Raw genomic sequence first — 16,524 nt, forward strand, 5'->3', positions numbered from 1 at the left:
AGAACCGTTCTTTTTATATCTCATTTATTCAGCCAAGGCACCCATTGGATCCCATGGTGCAAGGACGATTGGTTCTGCTTCATAGGCAGCTTGTTCTTCTGCTGTCAGCAATTCCTTACGAACAACAATTTGGTAAGTGTACTCGTCCATCCAAGCGTCTGAGGCAACAAAGTAACCATCTGTACCTACCTTATCTCCCCAAGAGTTTTCAACCTTCCACTTGGTTGACTTACCATTTTCGTCCAAGTCAACACCTGTCAAGACCATAGCGTGGGTCATTAAGCTTTCGCTGTAATCCAAACGTCCAGCCTTGTCTTGAGTGAGTTTAATGTCCATGCTTGATTCAAAATCATAAACATCTGTCGCAAGAATTCCAGCTTTACGGTTGCTAAGCTGACCGACATCTGAACCAAACCAAACAGTCTCACCTGCTTGCATTTGAGCGATTGCCAATTCTTTCAAGCGCTCCATCGGTACGTTAATGTAACGAACCGCACGGCTACCAACCACATTTCCCAACATCTCAACTGTATAAGATTGGCCATAAGGTTTATCAGCAGTTGGAGCATTGATAACAGAAACGTAGTCTTCTAGAGGAAGATTGACATATTTCTTGTAAAACTCTTGTGGTGTAATGCTCTTTTCGCTTTGGTAGTTGTTGTCTTTATCGCGATAAGCAAAGTCAAATTTTCGTGGTGGGAGCCCCAATGACATAGCAAGGAAATTAAAAATTTCTTGCAAGAGGTCTTCTTTCTTAGCTTGAACAGTCGCTTGGTCTGCACCAGAAGCAAGCAAGTCACGCAAGATTTGAGCATCTTGGCGAAGCAATTTGTTAAGGATTGCATTTAGCTCACGGCTGCTACTAGATGAAACAGATTCAGGATAGACTGATTTAGGTACGACACCATATTTCTCAAAGAGAGAAACGACCATATCCCACTGACCACCGTCTTGTTGTGGTGTTTGAAGTAGGAATTTAACCTTGCGGCTCGTCAAGTCTTGGTCTGCAGTCGCAATGACTTGCTCCAAGAACCAGTTTGATTTCTCATACTTGTCCCAGAAGAAGGTGTGGGCTTGTGACAGTTCAAAGTTTTCCAATTTGTATTGCGAGATGAGCTTGTGACGGAAGGTGTTAAGAGCTGCAAACATCCAGCAACGACCAGATGCTTTCTGGTTAGTTACCTTGTCCTTGGTCAAATCCAATGAGAAAACAGGTGTATTGTCTACATGGCTTTGACGGCGTTCTAGAGCTGCAAAAATCCCGTTGTGGCTAGCAGCATTTTCAATCGCTTGGTATTTGACATTTGCTTCATAGTTGGCAAATAGTTTATCAGTAAATGATTTTTGAATCGCGTTCATAGATTCCTCCTTTTATTCTACAGTCTATTATAACTCTTTTCACAAAGGAAGCAACTGAAAAACATAAAAGGCAAGGACATTGTCCCTCCCCTTTTTCTAATATAAAGCAGATTAAGCAATACTAGCAAGAAGATTTTCCAATTCCTCCTTGGTCAAGCGGCGCCATTCCCCTCGTTCTAGGTTCTCATCCAATACTAGAGTTCCCATAGTCAAACGTTGCAAGTCCATCACTTCCTTACCACAGTAGGCAACCATACGCTTGACCTGATGAAACTTCCCTTCTGCAATGGTCACACGAATTTGGCTTTGATTCTTTTCTGGATCTATGGACACAAGCTCCAGTTTAGCAGGCTGACAAGTAAAGTCTTTAAGAGGAATTCCCTTGGCAAATGTCTCCACATCTTCTTGGGTCATCATTCCCTTGACCTGAGCCTGGTAAGTCTTGTCCACATGACGCTTAGGTGAAAGAAGAGCATGGGCAAGCTTGCCATCATTAGTCAAGAGCAAAAGACCATGCGTGTCAATATCCAAGCGCCCTACTGGGAAAACTTCTTTGCTCCGCGCCAAGTCATCCAATAAATCCAGAACGGTTCTATGCTTGGGATCCTCAGTCGCTGAGATAACTCCTTGGGGCTTGTTCATCATGTAGTAGACAAGCTCTTCATACTCCAACACTTGCCCATCAAAGCGAATGTCATCTCTTTCTTCATCAATCTGCAATTTAGCTGATTTTTCTTTTTTACCATTTACCGTCACGCGCCCAGCCTTGAGCAAGTTTTTGACCTCTGTCCGACTCCCTACAGCGCAGGCAACTAAAAATTTATCTAATCTCATAGAACTATTATATCACACTCAAAAGGAGGCTGGTACAATGACCAACCTCCTTTTCGTTTCATACTCTTCAAAAATCTCTTCAAACCGCGTCAACATCGCCTTGCCGTATATATGTTACTGACTTCGTCAGTTCTATCTGCAACCTCAAAACAGTGTTTTGAGCTGACTTCGTCAGTTCTATCTATAACCTCAAAGCAGTGCTTTGAGCTGACTTCGTCAGTTCTATCTACAACTTCAAAGCAGTGCTTTGAGCAACCTGCGGCTAGCTTTCTAGTTTGCTCTTTGATTTTCATTGAGTATCAGATTTAAGAAATTAACTTCCTCGTCTCCAGAAAATCGCTAAGACAATCATGGAACCTAGTACTGCCGGAATAATGGCAGTTCCTGCTATTATCGGTCCCCAAGTCCCAAAAAGCAAATTGCCTATAAAGGCACCAATCCAGCCTAGAAACATTTTTCCAAAACATCCCATTCGCTCTCCACGATTGGTCAGAGTACCTGCTAAAAATCCCACTAGGAGACCAACGAACATACTTCCTAACATATTATCTCCTTAATTTGCCCAATCTCCGTTACGGAAGAGTGGTACACGTGTCCCATCCTCACGAATACCATCGATATCCATTTGGTTAGAACCAATCATAAAGTCTACGTGAACATCTGAACGGTTGAGACCTGCAGCTTCAAGTTCTTCTTCGCTCATATCTGCGCCACCAACGACGCTAGTCGCATAGGCTGCACCGATAGCCAAGTGATTTGACGCATTTTCATCGAAAAGGGTGTTAAAGAAGGTAATGCCTGACTGAGAAATTGGGCTTGGATCTGGTACCAAGGCACATTCACCCAAGGCACGCGCACCCGCATTTTCAAAGACAAGGTCTTTCATGACTTGATCGCCTTTTTCTGCAGTGATATCCACAATTTGTCCATCCTTAAAGGTCACCTTAATACCTTCGATGATATTTCCGTTATAGCTAAGCGGTTTTGTAGAAGTGACATAACCATCTGCGCGACGGAAATCAGGCGCTGTGAAGACTTCCTCTGTAGGCATATTTGGCAAGAATCCTTCGCCCTGTGCATTGATAGCACCAGCTGATTCCCAAACATGGTTTTTCGGCAAACCAAGTGTCAAATCTGTTCCTGGCGCTGTGTAGTGAAGGGCTGAAAATTGCTCTTTATTAAGCATATCTGCCTTGCTCTTGAGGATAGCTGCATGCTCTTCCCAAGCCTTAACAGGATCTGCTTCGTAGACACGACAAGTTTTGAAGATTTGATCCCAAAGTAGATCAACTGCTTCTTCATCGCTCGCAGCATTTGGAAAGACCTTCTTAGCCCACTCAAGTCCAGCAGCGGCTGCTACAGTCCAACTAACCTTGTTGGATTGAGTGGCAATTCGCATTGGCTTCATAGCAAGTCCCATAGCTTTAGCAGAAGCTGAAAGCTTATCAGCGTCCACTCCGTTCAAGGCACCTGGATCAGATGAACGAACCCCAAGACGGCTAGCTTTGTTCTCCAAAAGATAGTTCATCTCAGCAATCTTGTATTCTGGCACATTGTCCAAACGCTCCATCGGCGCATGGAGGAATTTCTCACGGTTAATGACATCATCTGTCCATTGAACGATAACCTCATGCGCACCCAAGGCATAAGCTTCTTTGACAATTAAGTGAGCCAACTCACGTTGCTCCACATCGATAGAGAGAGCCAAAGTGTGACCAGGTTGCACGTTAATTCCGTTCGCAACCAACAATTTCGCATATTTTTCTAGATTTTCTTTAAAATTTGGTAAAACCATGTTGTTTTCTCTTTTCTATTTTTATTTTTCTTTCAAAGCAGAGAATAACCCTGCTAAAGCAATAGCACCAGACAAGAGTGCTGTTGATAGAAGAATTGTCTGGTCAGCAAGTTCCAATTGATACTCAAACACCTTCTCAGACGGCTTGTCTTCCGCAAAAATTCTTAGTTTCATCTTTTTTCCTACAAGACCTTAAAACAACTCATCAAACAAACTCAACTGGTTATCCTCTGGCATATTGCCGAGAATGCCCATTTCATCCATCTTTTCAACCAAAGTTGAGGAAAGCCCACCACGCTTGCGTAGTTCTGTTTTAGAGAGGAATTCTCCCTCTTCACGCGCTCGCACCAACTGCTTAGCAACGTTCTCTCCCAGACCATCCATTGCTACAAATGGCGGAATGAGGGTATCCCCATCGATAAGGAACTCTGTCGCCTGACTACGGTAGAGATCGAGTTTGCCAAACTTGAAACCACGCTCCCACATCTCATTGACAATCTCAAGAGTTGTATAGAGATCAATTTCCACATTAGAAGCTTCATTGTTCTTCCGTTTTTCAGAGATTTCTTCCATTCTGCGTTTGATAGCATCCAAGCCCGCCCCCATGGTCTTGATATCAAAAGCCTTGGCACGAATAGAGAAGTAAGCACAGTAATAATAAATCGGATAGTGAACCTTGAAGTAAGCTACACGCAAGGCCATCATAACATAGGCTGCCGCATGGGCTTTAGGGAACATGTACTTAATTTTCCCACAGGACTCGATATACCACTCTGGCACCTTATTAGCCTTCATGGCTTCGATATAGCCATTTCTCTCCTCCTCGGAAATCTTGAGCCACAAGCCCTTACGTACCCGTTCCATGATAGTAAAGGCCATCTTAGGTTCCAGACCAGCATGCATGAGATAAACCATGATGTCGTCCCGACAACCGATAACAGTTGATAGGTCCGCAATCCCTTGCTTAATCAAATCCTGAGCATTTCCCAGCCAAACGTCGGTACCGTGGGACAACCCTGATAACTGAAGCAATTCTGCAAAAGTCGTCGGATGGGTTTCATCAACCATGCCTCGAACAAAGTTGGTTCCAAACTCTGGAATTCCCAGCATACCTGTCGCCGTTCCGATTTGCTCAGGTGTTACCCCAAGTACATCAGTCCCAGAAAAGAGTGCCATCACGCCTTCATCATCCATAGGGATTTCATTAGGATCAATCCCAGACAAGTCCTGGAGTTTTCGAATCATAGTCGGATCATCATGTCCCAGTACATCAAGTTTGAGGACGTTCTCATCGATATCGTGGAAGTTAAAGTGAGTAGTCTGCCATTCAGCCGTTACATCATCCGCTGGATACTGGACAGGCGTAAAGTCGTAAACATCCATGTAGTTCGGGATAACAACGATTCCTCCCGGGTGTTGCCCTGTCGTTCGTTTGACACCAGCCGCACCTTGAGCAAGACGTTCCACCTCTGCATCACGATAGAACTTTCCATAATCTCTCTCGTAGCCCTTTACAAATCCATAGGCAGTCTTAGCAGCCACCGTACCAACCGTTCCCGCACGGAAGGCATATTCTTCACCAAAGATATCACGTACATCCAAGTGAGCACTAGGCTGATCTTCTCCCGAGAAGTTCAAGTCAATATCGGGAACCTTGTCTCCATCAAAACCAAGGAAGGTCTCGAAAGGAATATCCTGTCCGTTTTTGCTGAGTTTGTGACCACAGTTTGGACAGTCCTTATTGGGCATATCAAAACCTGAACCATAAGAACCATCTGTGATAAACTCACTGTACTGACACTGACCACAGACATAGTGTGGAGAGAGAGGATTAACCTCTGTAATCCCAATCATGGTCGCAACGAAACTGGACCCAACAGACCCACGAGAACCAACCAAGTAGCCCCGTTCATTGGAACGTTGCACCAGCATCTGGGAAGCTAGATAAATCACAGCAAATCCATTCCCCAGAATGGAAGTCAATTCTTTTTCAATCCGCAAATCGACAATATCTGGCAGCGGATTTCCATAAATCTCAAAAGCTTTCTTATAGGTCAACTCAGCAACTGTTTCTTCAGCCTTGTCGATGAAAGGCGTGTATAAGTCACCCTTAACAACCTCAACGGGTTCAAAGATTTCTGCCAAGGCATTGGTGTTTTCAATAACCAATTTGCGAGCTAGTTCCTCTCCCAAGAAGGCAAATTCATCCAACATCTCATTAGTCGTTCTAAAATGAGCCTTTGGAAGTGGTGCTGGTTGGGCATGTTCACCATGACCGATGGTACGGTTAATCATAGCCCCCTGTCCTAAACTACGGACGATAATTTCACGGTAAATCTCTTCTTCTGGTTCGATATAGTGAACATTACCCGTAGCTAGAACAGGCTTACCTAGACGGTCTCCCACTTCTATCAAACTTTTGATAATGGTCTGGAGTTCCTCCATATCCTTGACCTGCTCCTTGGCAATCAATGGCGCGTAGATAGCTGGAGGCATGACCTCGATAAAGTCATAATACTTAGCCACCTCAACCGCCGCATCCACACCTTGGGAAACAACCGCATCAAAAACTTCGCCCTCCGAGCAAGCTGACCCCAAAATCAGACCTTCCCGATGAGCATCTAAAACCGTTCTCGGAATCCGTGGCACTCCTTCAAAGTACTTGGTATTAGACAAGGAAACCAGCTTAAAGATATTTTTTAGACCTACCTGATTCTTTACATAGATAGTCGCATGCTTGATACGAGCCTTTTTATAAGAATCTGGACTAATCAAATCAATGTTAAGTCTAGCTAGATCGGTCACACCATGTTTTTCTGCCACCTCTTTTATAAAGATGAAGAGCAGACGGCCAGTAGCTTCCGCATCGTAGTTGGCCATGTGGTGATGTTCTAAGGCCACACCAAAACGCTTGGTCAAAGGTCCCAAACCATGACGTTTATACTCAGGATAGAGGTTTCTAGCAAACTCCAGCGTATCAATAACTGGCTGAGTAATCTTTGGCAGACCATGACGCTCATAATTGGCATTCATAAAGCCAACGTCAAAGGTCGCATTGTGGGCAACTAAGACTGTATCCTTACAAAATTCTTGGAATTCTTGCAAAACTTGTTCTAGTGGTTTGGAATTTTTGACATGGTCATCTGTAATTCCAGTCAACTCAGTCGTAAAAGCTGACAAGGAATGTCCAGGATTGATAAATTCATCAAATTCAGCAATGACATTCCCCTTGTACATCTTAGAGGCCGCAACTTGAATCAAGTCATTATAGATAGCTGAAAGTCCCGTCGTTTCCACGTCAAAGACCACGTAAGTCGCTTCCGACAGATCCATCTCCACTTCGTTATAGACGATAGGGACACGGTCCTCCACGATATTGGCTTCCATTCCATAGATTAGCTGGATTCCCGCTTTCTTAGCCGCCTTATAGCCGTGTGGGAAGGACTGTACATTCCCATGGTCCGTGATAGCAACTGCCTTGTGTCCCCACTTAGCAGCTGTTGCAACGATTTCTTCTACTTCAGGAAGAGCATCCATGGTCGACATGTTAGTATGAGCATGAAACTCAACCCGACGCTCACCTTCTGGCATCAAATCCTTCCGCTCATAATGTACAATTTCCTGCACATCTTGCACATTCATGGTCAAATCGCGTGTGAAGTTATTCATCTCTACATTCCCACGGACACGAAGCCAAGAATTCTTTTTGATGAGATCAAATTTCTGAGCTTCTTCTTCATTCTTAACCCATTTTTGCATAGAAAAACTGGAAGTATAGTCTGTCATCTTAAAATTAATCAAGACACGTCCTGTTCTGGTTACCTTTTGTTCAACATCAAAAACAAGCCCTTCAAAAACAATTCGATTTTCCTCTGTCGTTATATCGATCATAGAGGTAATTTCTGCTTTCTCTAACTTAGGCTTAGCTAGGGCCTTCTTAGACTGAAAATCAAAAGCTGGCTTCTCTTCTTCAGGCGGAGGAGCCATTTGATCCAATTGTTCCAAAGCCCGTAAGGTTGCCTCATTTGCCACTTGAACAATTTGTTCATTGTCACTATAAAAAGCATCATTTTGTTCTTGAGTAAGTCTATCATTCTTCTCTACTTGACAAATAAAAGCTGGAAAACCAAATTTTTCTAGCTGTTTAGATAGGTTAGGAAGATGATTTTTCTTAAAATGCTCCTTATCAATAGCTTCAGCTCCCTCTATAAAGAGATGATTCCCATCTGCTCGCACTTGTAAATTTTGGTAAAGTGACTTAAATCCTTGACTAGCACATGGCCCCTCAGAAAAAGCCTCTCTATAGTAGGACTGCAAGAGTTGATTTGAAAATTCTTGAGACAGAGTCTTGATTTCGAAAATAGCTTTATTGCCTGTCTTAGAAAATTCTTCCCTCAAACATTTCTTTAACTCTAAAAAGATTTCAATCGGTAAAATATTAGAAAATACGAAATGAAATTCCCATACCTTACTAATTTTATGAACCACAACTCGCTCAATATCGGCCTGTGCTAAAGCAGGAGCCTGTCTCATTTCAGCAGGCATCCCCAATTGATTCATCAAAATTTCAAAACTATTTGACATTCATTTTCCTCACATTATTCTCCTACTATTTTACCATACTTAGAGGTGTTTTCTAAAGACAAAAGGAAGCCACTAAGTGACTTCCTTCTATAGCGAGGACTGATTAGTCTTCACCTTTGTTTTTCTTAATGATTTCTTCTTGTACTGACTTAGGTACATCTTCGTAGTGGTCAAATACCATCATGAATGTACCACGTCCTTGAGATGCAGAACGAAGAACTGTTGCGTAACCGAACATTTCAGCAAGTGGAACGTAAGCACGAACGATTTGGCTGTTACCATGTGCTTCCATACCATCTACACGTCCACGACGAGCAGTTACGTGACCCATAACATCACCAAGGTTTTCTTCTGGAACAGTGATTGTTACAAGCATCATTGGCTCAAGGATAGCTGGTTGTGCTGATTTAGCAGCTTCTTTAAGAGCAAGTGAAGCCGCAATCTTGAAGGCAGTTTCAGATGAGTCGACATCGTGGTATGAACCATCGTAAAGTTTAGCTTTAACGTCAACCATTGGGTAACCTGCAAGAACACCGTTAGCCATAGATTCTACCAAACCTTTTTCAACCGCTGGGATAAATTCACGAGGAACCACACCACCGACGATTGCGTTTTCGAATTCGAATCCTTTACCTTCTTCGTTTGGAGTAAATTCAATCCATACATCACCGAACTGACCTTTACCACCAGACTGACGTTTGAAGAATCCACGTGCTTGAGTAGAAGCGCGGAATGTTTCACGGTAAGATACTTGAGGAGCACCTACGTTCGCTTCAACTTTGAACTCACGACGCATACGGTCAACAAGGACGTCAAGGTGAAGCTCACCCATACCAGAGATAACTGTTTCACCAGTTTCAACGTTTGTCTCAACGCGGAATGTTGGATCTTCTTCAGCCAATTTTTGAAGGGCGATACCCATCTTGTCTTGGTCAGCTTTAGATTTTGGCTCAACCATCAATTGGATAACTGGTTCTGGAACGTTGATTGACTCAAGGATGATTTTAGCTTTTTCATCTGTCAATGAGTCACCAGTTGTAGTATCTTTCAAACCAACGGCAGCAGCGATATCACCTGAGTAAACAGTGTCAATCTCTTGACGGCTGTTAGCGTGCATTTGAAGGATACGTCCGATACGTTCACGTTTACCTTTAGAAGTGTTCAATACGTAAGAACCTGATTGAAGAACACCTGAGTAAACACGGAAGAATGTCAAACGACCTACGAATGGGTCAGTCATGATCTTGAAGGCAAGAGCTGCAAATGGCTCTTCGTCAGATGCTGGACGAGTTTCTTCAGCATCTGTATCTGGGTTAATACCTTTGATCGCTGGGATATCAAGTGGGCTTGGAAGGTAGTCAATAACCGCATCAAGCATCAATTGAACACCTTTATTTTTGAAGGCTGAACCACACAATACTGGGAAGAATTCAACGTTGATAGTCGCTTTACGGATACCAGCTTTCAATTCTTCGTTAGTGATTTCTTCACCTTCGAGGTATTTCATCATCAATTCTTCGTCAGTTTCAGCAACTGCTTCAACCAATTTTTCACGGTATTCTTGAGCTTGGTCAAGGTATTCAGCTGGAATATCTTCTTCAAGGATATCTGTACCAAGGTCGTTAGTATAGATTTCAGCTTTCATCTTAATCAAGTCGATGATACCACGGAAGTCATCTTCAGAACCGATTGGCAATTGGATTGGGTGTGCGTTTGCTTGAAGACGATCGTGAAGTGTGCTTACAGAGTAAAGGAAGTCAGCACCGATTTTGTCCATTTTGTTGGCAAATACGATACGTGGAACTCCATACTCAGTTGCTTGACGCCAAACTGTTTCAGTTTGAGGCTCAACACCTGATTGTGAGTCAAGAACGGTAACCGCACCATCCAATACACGAAGAGAACGCTGTACTTCGATTGTGAAGTCCACGTGTCCCGGTGTGTCGATAATGTTTACGCGGTGGTTGTCCCATTGAGCTGTTGTCGCAGCAGATGTGATAGTGATACCACGTTCTTGCTCTTGCTCCATCCAGTCCATTTGTGACGCACCTTCGTGAGTTTCACCGATTTTGTGGATTTTACCAGTGTAGTAAAGAATACGCTCAGTAGTTGTTGTTTTACCAGCATCGACGTGAGCCATGATACCGATATTACGAGTTTTTTCAAGTGAAAATTCGCGTGCCATGAGGTTTGTTTCTCCTATTTATTTTTGATTTCTATTCTATTATAACATGATTTTAATAAAAACGGATAGGCAGGACCTACCCGTTCTCAATGTTTTCATGCTATTGTTGGTTTTAACTTGTAGATTTACAAATTGAATCGAACTCGGGCTAAAGTTAGTTAGCCGATTTGAGCTGGAACGGGATGCTGTGTGAAAAAGATAAACTTCCTTGTATTCATCGAATACTGCGTCAGTTTCCTATTTTCACCTTGCATCCTTACCGTTCCTAGCATCATGATTTTACCAACGGAAGTGTGCAAATGCACGGTTAGCTTCAGCCATACGGTGAGTGTCTTCACGTTTCTTAACAGCTGCACCAGTGTTGTTAGCAGCATCCAAGATTTCTTTTGCAAGACGGTCTTGCATTGTGTGTTCACCACGAAGACGAGCGATTGTTACCAACCAACGAAGTCCAAGTGTTGTACGACGTTCTGGACGAACTTCAACTGGGACTTGGTAGTTAGAACCACCAACACGACGTGCACGTACTTCAAGTACAGGCATGATGTTTTCCATAGCTGTTTCAAATACTTCAAGTGCATCGTTTCCAGTAGCTTCTTTGATTTGCTCAAAGGCACCGTAAACGATTGAAGCAGCTGTACCACGTTTACCATCAAGCATAACGCGGTTGATAAGACGAGTAACTAGTTGTGAATTGTAAAGCGGATCTGGCAATACGTCACGTTTTGGAGCTCTATTTTTACGACTCATTTCTCTTTATCCCCTTTCCTTATGCTTTTGGACGTTTAGTACCGTATTTAGAACGGCCTTGTTTACGATCGTTAACACCTGCAGTATCAAGTGCACCACGGACGATATGGTAACGTACCCCTGGAAGGTCTTTTACACGTCCACCACGAAGAAGAACCACGCTGTGCTCTTGCAAGTTGTGTCCGATACCTGGGATGTAGGCAGTAACTTCGATAAGGTTGCTCAAACGTACACGAGCGAATTTACGAAGGGCTGAGTTAGGTTTTTTAGGTGTCATTGTTCCAACACGAGTTGCAACACCACGTTTTTGTGGTGAAGAAACATTTGTTTGAACTTTTTTATGACTGTTGTAACCAACGTTCAAAGCTGGTGATTTAGATTTTTCTACTTTTGATTTACGCGGTTTGCGAACCAATTGGTTAATTGTAGGCATCTACATTCTCCTGTATTTTTTTTATTTTTGGTGATGATACACTTGGTGACAGCTATCATCTGTGTGTACTTTTGCAACATTTGTCAGCACGTCCCTGTACACTCTTGAGAGACCAAAAGTAAAAAGTACCGTCTATTATTGTAACAAATTTTTCCCTTGGTTGTCAAGATATTTTTCTTTTTTATTGTTAATTTTAGCTCTTTGCTACCACCTTATACTCAATGAAAATCAAAGAGCAAACCAGGAAGCTAGCAGCCGGCTGCTTAAAGTACTGCTTTGAGGTTGTAGATAATACTGACAAAGTCAGTCACATATATAATCCAAGGTGAAGCTGACGTGTTTTGAAGAGATTTTCGAAGAGGATTAGACGAAACAAAAAGGAGGAAACTAAGCCTCCTCAAGTTACAAAATTGTTTGTTTGATTGAATAATTTCAATTTTAGCACATAATGGTTTTCGAGATATGATAGTATCACAACCAACCAGATTCTTTCGCGATATTAGCTGCCTCTGTTCGATTACCTGCATCTAGTTTCGAAAGAATATTGGTGACATAGTTTCGGACGGTTCCGTTGGATAGATAAAGTTTGTCTGCAATTTCTTTGTTAGAGAAACCCTGAGCGATTCCCTTTAAAACTGCGATTTCTTGCTCTGTTAATGGATTGGGATGCGTCATCACCACTTCCATCAATTCAGGCGAATACTCCTTGCGTCCCTCAAGGACGGTGTGCAAGGTTTGCATGAGGTCTGCAATGCTTCGTTCTTTTAATACATAAGCATCCACTCCAGCCTTAACCGCACGTTCAAAATACCCAGGACGTTTGAAGGTCGTCACCACAACCACCTTTGTTTCAAGCTTTTCTGCTCGTATCCAATCCAAGACTTCAAGACCTGTCTTAACAGGCATTTCTACATCAAGTATGGCGATATCTACAGACTCCTTTTCTAAGAGTTGGATTGCTTCTTGCCCATTCTTGGCTTGAAGGACAGACTCCACATCCGGTTGAAGCGTGAGCAATTGACACATAGCATCTCGCAACATACTTTGATCTTCTGCGACTAACACTTTCATCTAGTTTCTCTCCTTATAAGGTAGTCGAACCTGAACTTCTGTCGGTTGTTTCTGACTAATTACCTTTACTTCTCCCGAAAATGGAAGAACACGATCTCGAATTGTATGGAGCTCATTCCCCTTTATAGAAGTAAAGCCACAGCCGTCATCACTCACTGTTAGAATGAGTTCTTTCTCTGTCCGTTCTAATTTCAGGTAGGCCTTAGAAGCTTTGGCATGTTTGATGATATTGGTTACTAATTCAAGCAAAATCATGGAAGCCGTTGACTCCAATTCCTGAGTTAAGCTAGCTGTATCTAGTTGATTAGCTATTTCCACCTCAATTCCAGCAATTTCTAACATCTTTTTCACAGTCTCTAGTTCGGATGTCAAAGTTCTAGACTTAAGATTTTCCACAATGGTTCGCACTTCATTCATGGAATCCTTGCTGATCCGGTGAATTTCTTTTAATTCCTTTTCCACCTGTGGATAAGCCTCCATCTGAAACAACTGCAAGGCTAAATCTGTCTTGACACTCAGCATAGCAAAGGTGTGTCCCAGACTATCATGCAAATCTTGACCGATACGACTACGTTCATTTTCAGCAAGCAATAGATTTATCTGGGCATTTTGCTTAGCCTGCGCTTCTTTCAAATCCTCCACAATCCGAATCCGAACCAATCCAAAAGTCATTAAATCGACAAAAGTAAGAATTACAAGTAGATAGAATAGAAACTCAACTTCGATTCTCTGAAAAATCAACAGTTGGCCCACAACAAGGACTTGAGCAAGAAGAAAAGTCCAGACATGTAAAGACTTTAAACTACGTACGCCAAAATGATAACATAAGAGGTTAGAAAGGAAAAAGAAGAACCAGATATAATTAACAGCAACAAAGGCAGTATTCCCAACTACATAAGTCAGCATGAGGCCCCAACATAGCCAAGATAGGCGCTGACTCTTAGTTGTTAAAACACCCAAATATGCCACTACAAATAGAATATCAATCAATAAATGCCAGGCAGAAAGCCACCCTGTCACTACAGGTAGGATGGGGAAAAACATAAAAATTAAACTGGCCCAAAACATATAGTGTATGCTTTTCAGTCTTTCAAGCATTAAGCATTCTCCTTATGACCTTGAAGGTAAATGGTCAAACCAAACAAAACTGCTGAAAAAACAAGTAGATAAACTGTGGCTGATAGATTGATGCTACCCTCGTTTAAGAAGGTCTTGAGCAACTCCATCAACTGATAAGTTGGTAGACACTTCCCGATTGCTTGCATCCAGTCTGGAAATAAAGAGATGGGCATCCAGAGTCCGCCTAAAACAGCCAAGCCTAGATAAAGAAGATTGCCCACGACAGACATCAGCTGACTAGAAGGCAAGAGTGTCAAGGTCAAGCCAAGCGCTACAAAAGCTACACTTCCTACTATCAGCAAGAACGCAGCCCCAATCCAGCTTCCTAAAGACATATCCACACCTCTGACCAAGTGCCCAACTGAGAAAACAACCAGGATTGAGACCAAATAATCAACCATCATACTTGTTATCTTTGATAGATAATATTCTACCATATTTACAGGGGTATGGCGCAATGTTTTCTGCCAGTTGTTGATTTTATCGGTATGTAAAACAGCTGGGAATGAAAACATAGCTGTCGACATCATGGAAAAAGCCGTCATGGAGATGAGGTAGTCGCGCATAAAATTAGCCGGTCCACCTGGTGTGTCCTGGTACATACCTGAAAAGAATAAATAGAAGGCTGTCGGCATCCCTACGGATAATAGATAATAGACTAATTGTCGTTTGGTCAATAGAAATTCTATCTTGTTTAGTGCGATCCATTGTTTCATCTTAGTCATCTCCCTTTTGTGTTTCTTCAAAGATTGTATCCAGCAAGCTACGATTATTGACTTCAATTTCTTGAATCCTACATCCTGCTCGGACTAATAGTTCCCAGAAAGCATCTGCTTCGCGTGTGACTACTTGTAGAGCATCTTGTTTTTGTGACCAGTTTTCAACCAAGTTCGACTGTTCGACAACTTCCTTATATGCTAGAGGAAGGATAAAGTGCTTTTCAATCTCCTCACTGCGCATGGCTAGAGGTGTTGTATCGCGAATCAACTCTCCCTTATTCAAGACCAAGATTCGGTCCGCTGTATGCTCTACCTCTTCGATGTAATGGGACGAATAGAGAATGGTAACTCCCTGCGCTTTTAGATCCTGAACAATTTCCCAAAAACGTTGGCGGGTTGAGGTATCCATGGCCGCAGTTGGCTCATCTAAAAAGACAAGTTTTGGTCGGCCAATCAAGGTCAAGACAAAAGAGAAAAGACGCTTTTGCCCACCTGACAATTTTTCTGCAAATTGCTCTTTTTGTTGCTTGTCAAACTGCAACAGTTGATCGATCTCCTGGTTGCTCAAGGGATTTGGATAAATACTTTGAAAGAAAGCAATCAACTCTTTAACCTTTAATTTCTGAACGATGACATTTTCTTGAGGGAGATAGGATCTTGTGTAGTCTAACTGAGAACTCGTCACTGGCAAGCCTTGGATGGATACTTGACCGCTTGTGACCAGTTTATCTCCAAGCAAACAGTCCAAGAGTGTGGTCTTCCCAGCACCATTAGGACCAATCAAGGCGACACATTCACCTTCTGTTACCTCAAAGGAAATATCCTTCAAAATAGCCTTGCCCTTGATGTTTTTATTTAGGCTTTCTACCTTAATCATGTTCATCATATTCTCCTTTCAGCCACTCCTTTCCAATCGGAAAGGCGATAAAAATCATAAATCCTAGACCCCAGGCACCGCGAATGGCTTGGTGAAGGATAGCTTGATCAAACCAACCTGTAAACATTTCTACCAACCATACCACTAGTGGTAGTCCAATAAAAAGATAGAGAATCGCTTTTTTCATTTTTCAAACTCCTTTTTCACATCTGAGACCAATTTCAAACCTTCTCGTATTATCCAAGACATCATTCCAAAGCTTGCAAACAACTCCCAAGGAAAATGATAAAAGCCTTCATCTAATCCAGAGAACATGAGATAAGTCATGACTCCTGCTGCTACTAAGCTCATTGCGACAATCATTTTATTTTTCATCTCTTCTTCCTCCATTTGATACATCTATTATAATTATTTGAATCTACTGCCACTAGAAGCTTCTGTCATGAAGAGATATGACAAATGTCATTTAGTAAACGAAATAAAAAAAATAAATGGCGACATAAACATTTAAATGTTAGAGAGAAAAACATAAAAATAAACATTACTCATAAGTTTGTTAATTAGATAAAAATAGAACCAAACTAGTCCTCAAAAAATAGGCTCTATAATATCCATAGGGGATTTACCCCCCTACAAATATTATAGAGCCACAAAAATATCTTTATTAGTAACGAAAAATAAAAAAGAGCCAATGACTCTTAATTATACGGAGAATAAGGGATTCGAACCCTTGCGCCAGTTACCCGACCTAACGATTTAGCAAACCGTCCTCTTCAGCCTCTTGAGTAATTCTCCTAT

15 protein-coding genes and 1 tRNA gene are annotated in these 16,524 nt (G+C 42.2%); all 16 read right to left on the minus strand.

The window, feature by feature from the left end; translation table 11 throughout:
* Positions 1–24: 24 nt before the first annotated feature.
* Entirely contained in the window at positions 25–1,359 is a 1,335-nt protein-coding gene (pepC, locus tag HMPREF1117_RS06160) for an aminopeptidase C (RefSeq protein ID WP_000991700.1), read from the minus strand.
* Between the two features lie 111 nt (positions 1,360–1,470).
* Positions 1,471–2,193, minus strand: coding sequence for a pseudouridine synthase (locus HMPREF1117_RS06170; RefSeq protein ID WP_001234886.1), 723 nt, complete (start codon positions 2,191–2,193; stop codon positions 1,471–1,473).
* A gap of 313 nt (positions 2,194–2,506) precedes the next feature.
* Positions 2,507–2,737 carry a GlsB/YeaQ/YmgE family stress response membrane protein gene (locus tag HMPREF1117_RS06175; protein ID WP_000901574.1) on the minus strand — a complete coding sequence of 77 codons (231 nt, stop codon included), beginning with the start codon at positions 2,735–2,737 and terminating at the stop codon, positions 2,507–2,509.
* Positions 2,738–2,746: 9 nt separating this feature from the next.
* Positions 2,747–3,988: an aminopeptidase gene (locus HMPREF1117_RS06180; RefSeq protein WP_000243929.1), complete on the minus strand. Its 1,242-nt coding sequence runs from the start codon at positions 3,986–3,988 to the stop codon at positions 2,747–2,749.
* Between the two features lie 21 nt (positions 3,989–4,009).
* The gene (locus HMPREF1117_RS06185) at positions 4,010–4,162 is read right to left on the minus strand and encodes a hypothetical protein (RefSeq protein ID WP_000776638.1); all 153 of its coding nucleotides are present in this window, start codon (positions 4,160–4,162) and stop codon (positions 4,010–4,012) included.
* Between the two features lie 18 nt (positions 4,163–4,180).
* A complete protein-coding gene (locus HMPREF1117_RS06190; protein ID WP_000071373.1) occupies positions 4,181–8,572 on the minus strand; it encodes a PolC-type DNA polymerase III in 4,392 nt (1,463 codons plus the stop codon).
* Between the two features lie 103 nt (positions 8,573–8,675).
* Positions 8,676–10,757 carry an elongation factor G gene (fusA, locus tag HMPREF1117_RS06195; RefSeq protein WP_000090329.1) on the minus strand — a complete coding sequence of 694 codons (2,082 nt, stop codon included), beginning with the start codon at positions 10,755–10,757 and terminating at the stop codon, positions 8,676–8,678.
* 279 nt (positions 10,758–11,036) lie between these two features.
* Positions 11,037–11,507: a 30S ribosomal protein S7 gene (gene rpsG, locus HMPREF1117_RS06200; RefSeq protein ID WP_000087873.1), complete on the minus strand. Its 471-nt coding sequence runs from the start codon at positions 11,505–11,507 to the stop codon at positions 11,037–11,039.
* A gap of 19 nt (positions 11,508–11,526) precedes the next feature.
* Positions 11,527–11,940 (minus strand): 30S ribosomal protein S12, encoded by a 414-nt coding sequence (gene rpsL, locus HMPREF1117_RS06205; protein WP_001142332.1) that lies wholly within the window; start codon positions 11,938–11,940, stop codon positions 11,527–11,529.
* A gap of 471 nt (positions 11,941–12,411) precedes the next feature.
* A complete protein-coding gene (locus HMPREF1117_RS06210) occupies positions 12,412–13,011 on the minus strand; it encodes a response regulator transcription factor (protein WP_000866716.1) in 600 nt (199 codons plus the stop codon).
* Complete coding sequence (locus HMPREF1117_RS06215) at positions 13,012–14,109, minus strand: sensor histidine kinase (RefSeq protein ID WP_000893519.1); 1,098 nt, start codon at positions 14,107–14,109, stop codon at positions 13,012–13,014. It abuts the gene before it with no gap.
* Positions 14,109–14,846, minus strand: a complete 738-nt coding sequence (locus tag HMPREF1117_RS06220; RefSeq protein WP_000816027.1) for an ABC transporter permease — start codon at positions 14,844–14,846, stop codon at positions 14,109–14,111. The genes HMPREF1117_RS06215 and HMPREF1117_RS06220 overlap by 1 nt, the downstream gene beginning before the upstream one ends.
* Before the next feature lies 1 nt (position 14,847).
* Positions 14,848–15,732 carry an ABC transporter ATP-binding protein gene (locus tag HMPREF1117_RS06225; protein WP_001055975.1) on the minus strand — a complete coding sequence of 295 codons (885 nt, stop codon included), beginning with the start codon at positions 15,730–15,732 and terminating at the stop codon, positions 14,848–14,850.
* A complete protein-coding gene (locus HMPREF1117_RS06230; RefSeq protein ID WP_000709297.1) occupies positions 15,719–15,913 on the minus strand; it encodes a hypothetical protein in 195 nt (64 codons plus the stop codon). The genes HMPREF1117_RS06225 and HMPREF1117_RS06230 overlap by 14 nt, the downstream gene beginning before the upstream one ends.
* The gene (locus HMPREF1117_RS06235) at positions 15,910–16,116 is read right to left on the minus strand and encodes a hypothetical protein (RefSeq protein ID WP_007556723.1); all 207 of its coding nucleotides are present in this window, start codon (positions 16,114–16,116) and stop codon (positions 15,910–15,912) included. Before HMPREF1117_RS06235 ends, HMPREF1117_RS06230 begins: the two co-directional genes overlap by 4 nt.
* 317 nt (positions 16,117–16,433) lie before the next feature.
* A tRNA-Ser gene (locus HMPREF1117_RS06240) sits at positions 16,434–16,521 on the minus strand.
* Positions 16,522–16,524 lie beyond the last annotated feature (3 nt).

The sequence above is a fragment of the Streptococcus sp. SK643 genome (assembly GCF_000259505.1).
GTDB lineage: Bacteria > Bacillota > Bacilli > Lactobacillales > Streptococcaceae > Streptococcus.

Bases quoted from the DNA above. Each gene is read 5' to 3' on its own strand.
- pepC (WP_000991700.1), bottom strand. From the start codon at position 1,359: ATGAACGCGATTCAAAAATCATTTACTGATAAACTATTTGCCAACTAT.
- HMPREF1117_RS06170 (WP_001234886.1), bottom strand. From the start codon at position 2,193: ATGAGATTAGATAAATTTTTAGTTGCCTGCGCTGTAGGGAGTCGGACA.
- HMPREF1117_RS06175 (WP_000901574.1), bottom strand. From the start codon at position 2,737: ATGTTAGGAAGTATGTTCGTTGGTCTCCTAGTGGGATTTTTAGCAGGT.
- HMPREF1117_RS06180 (WP_000243929.1), bottom strand. From the start codon at position 3,988: ATGGTTTTACCAAATTTTAAAGAAAATCTAGAAAAATATGCGAAATTG.
- HMPREF1117_RS06185 (WP_000776638.1), bottom strand. From the start codon at position 4,162: ATGAAACTAAGAATTTTTGCGGAAGACAAGCCGTCTGAGAAGGTGTTT.
- HMPREF1117_RS06190 (WP_000071373.1), bottom strand. From the start codon at position 8,572: ATGTCAAATAGTTTTGAAATTTTGATGAATCAATTGGGGATGCCTGCT.
- fusA (WP_000090329.1), bottom strand. From the start codon at position 10,757: ATGGCACGCGAATTTTCACTTGAAAAAACTCGTAATATCGGTATCATG.
- rpsG (WP_000087873.1), bottom strand. From the start codon at position 11,507: ATGAGTCGTAAAAATAGAGCTCCAAAACGTGACGTATTGCCAGATCCG.
- rpsL (WP_001142332.1), bottom strand. From the start codon at position 11,940: ATGCCTACAATTAACCAATTGGTTCGCAAACCGCGTAAATCAAAAGTA.
- HMPREF1117_RS06210 (WP_000866716.1), bottom strand. From the start codon at position 13,011: ATGAAAGTGTTAGTCGCAGAAGATCAAAGTATGTTGCGAGATGCTATG.
- HMPREF1117_RS06215 (WP_000893519.1), bottom strand. From the start codon at position 14,109: ATGCTTGAAAGACTGAAAAGCATACACTATATGTTTTGGGCCAGTTTA.
- HMPREF1117_RS06220 (WP_000816027.1), bottom strand. From the start codon at position 14,846: ATGAAACAATGGATCGCACTAAACAAGATAGAATTTCTATTGACCAAA.
- HMPREF1117_RS06225 (WP_001055975.1), bottom strand. From the start codon at position 15,732: ATGAACATGATTAAGGTAGAAAGCCTAAATAAAAACATCAAGGGCAAG.
- HMPREF1117_RS06230 (WP_000709297.1), bottom strand. From the start codon at position 15,913: ATGAAAAAAGCGATTCTCTATCTTTTTATTGGACTACCACTAGTGGTA.
- HMPREF1117_RS06235 (WP_007556723.1), bottom strand. From the start codon at position 16,116: ATGGAGGAAGAAGAGATGAAAAATAAAATGATTGTCGCAATGAGCTTA.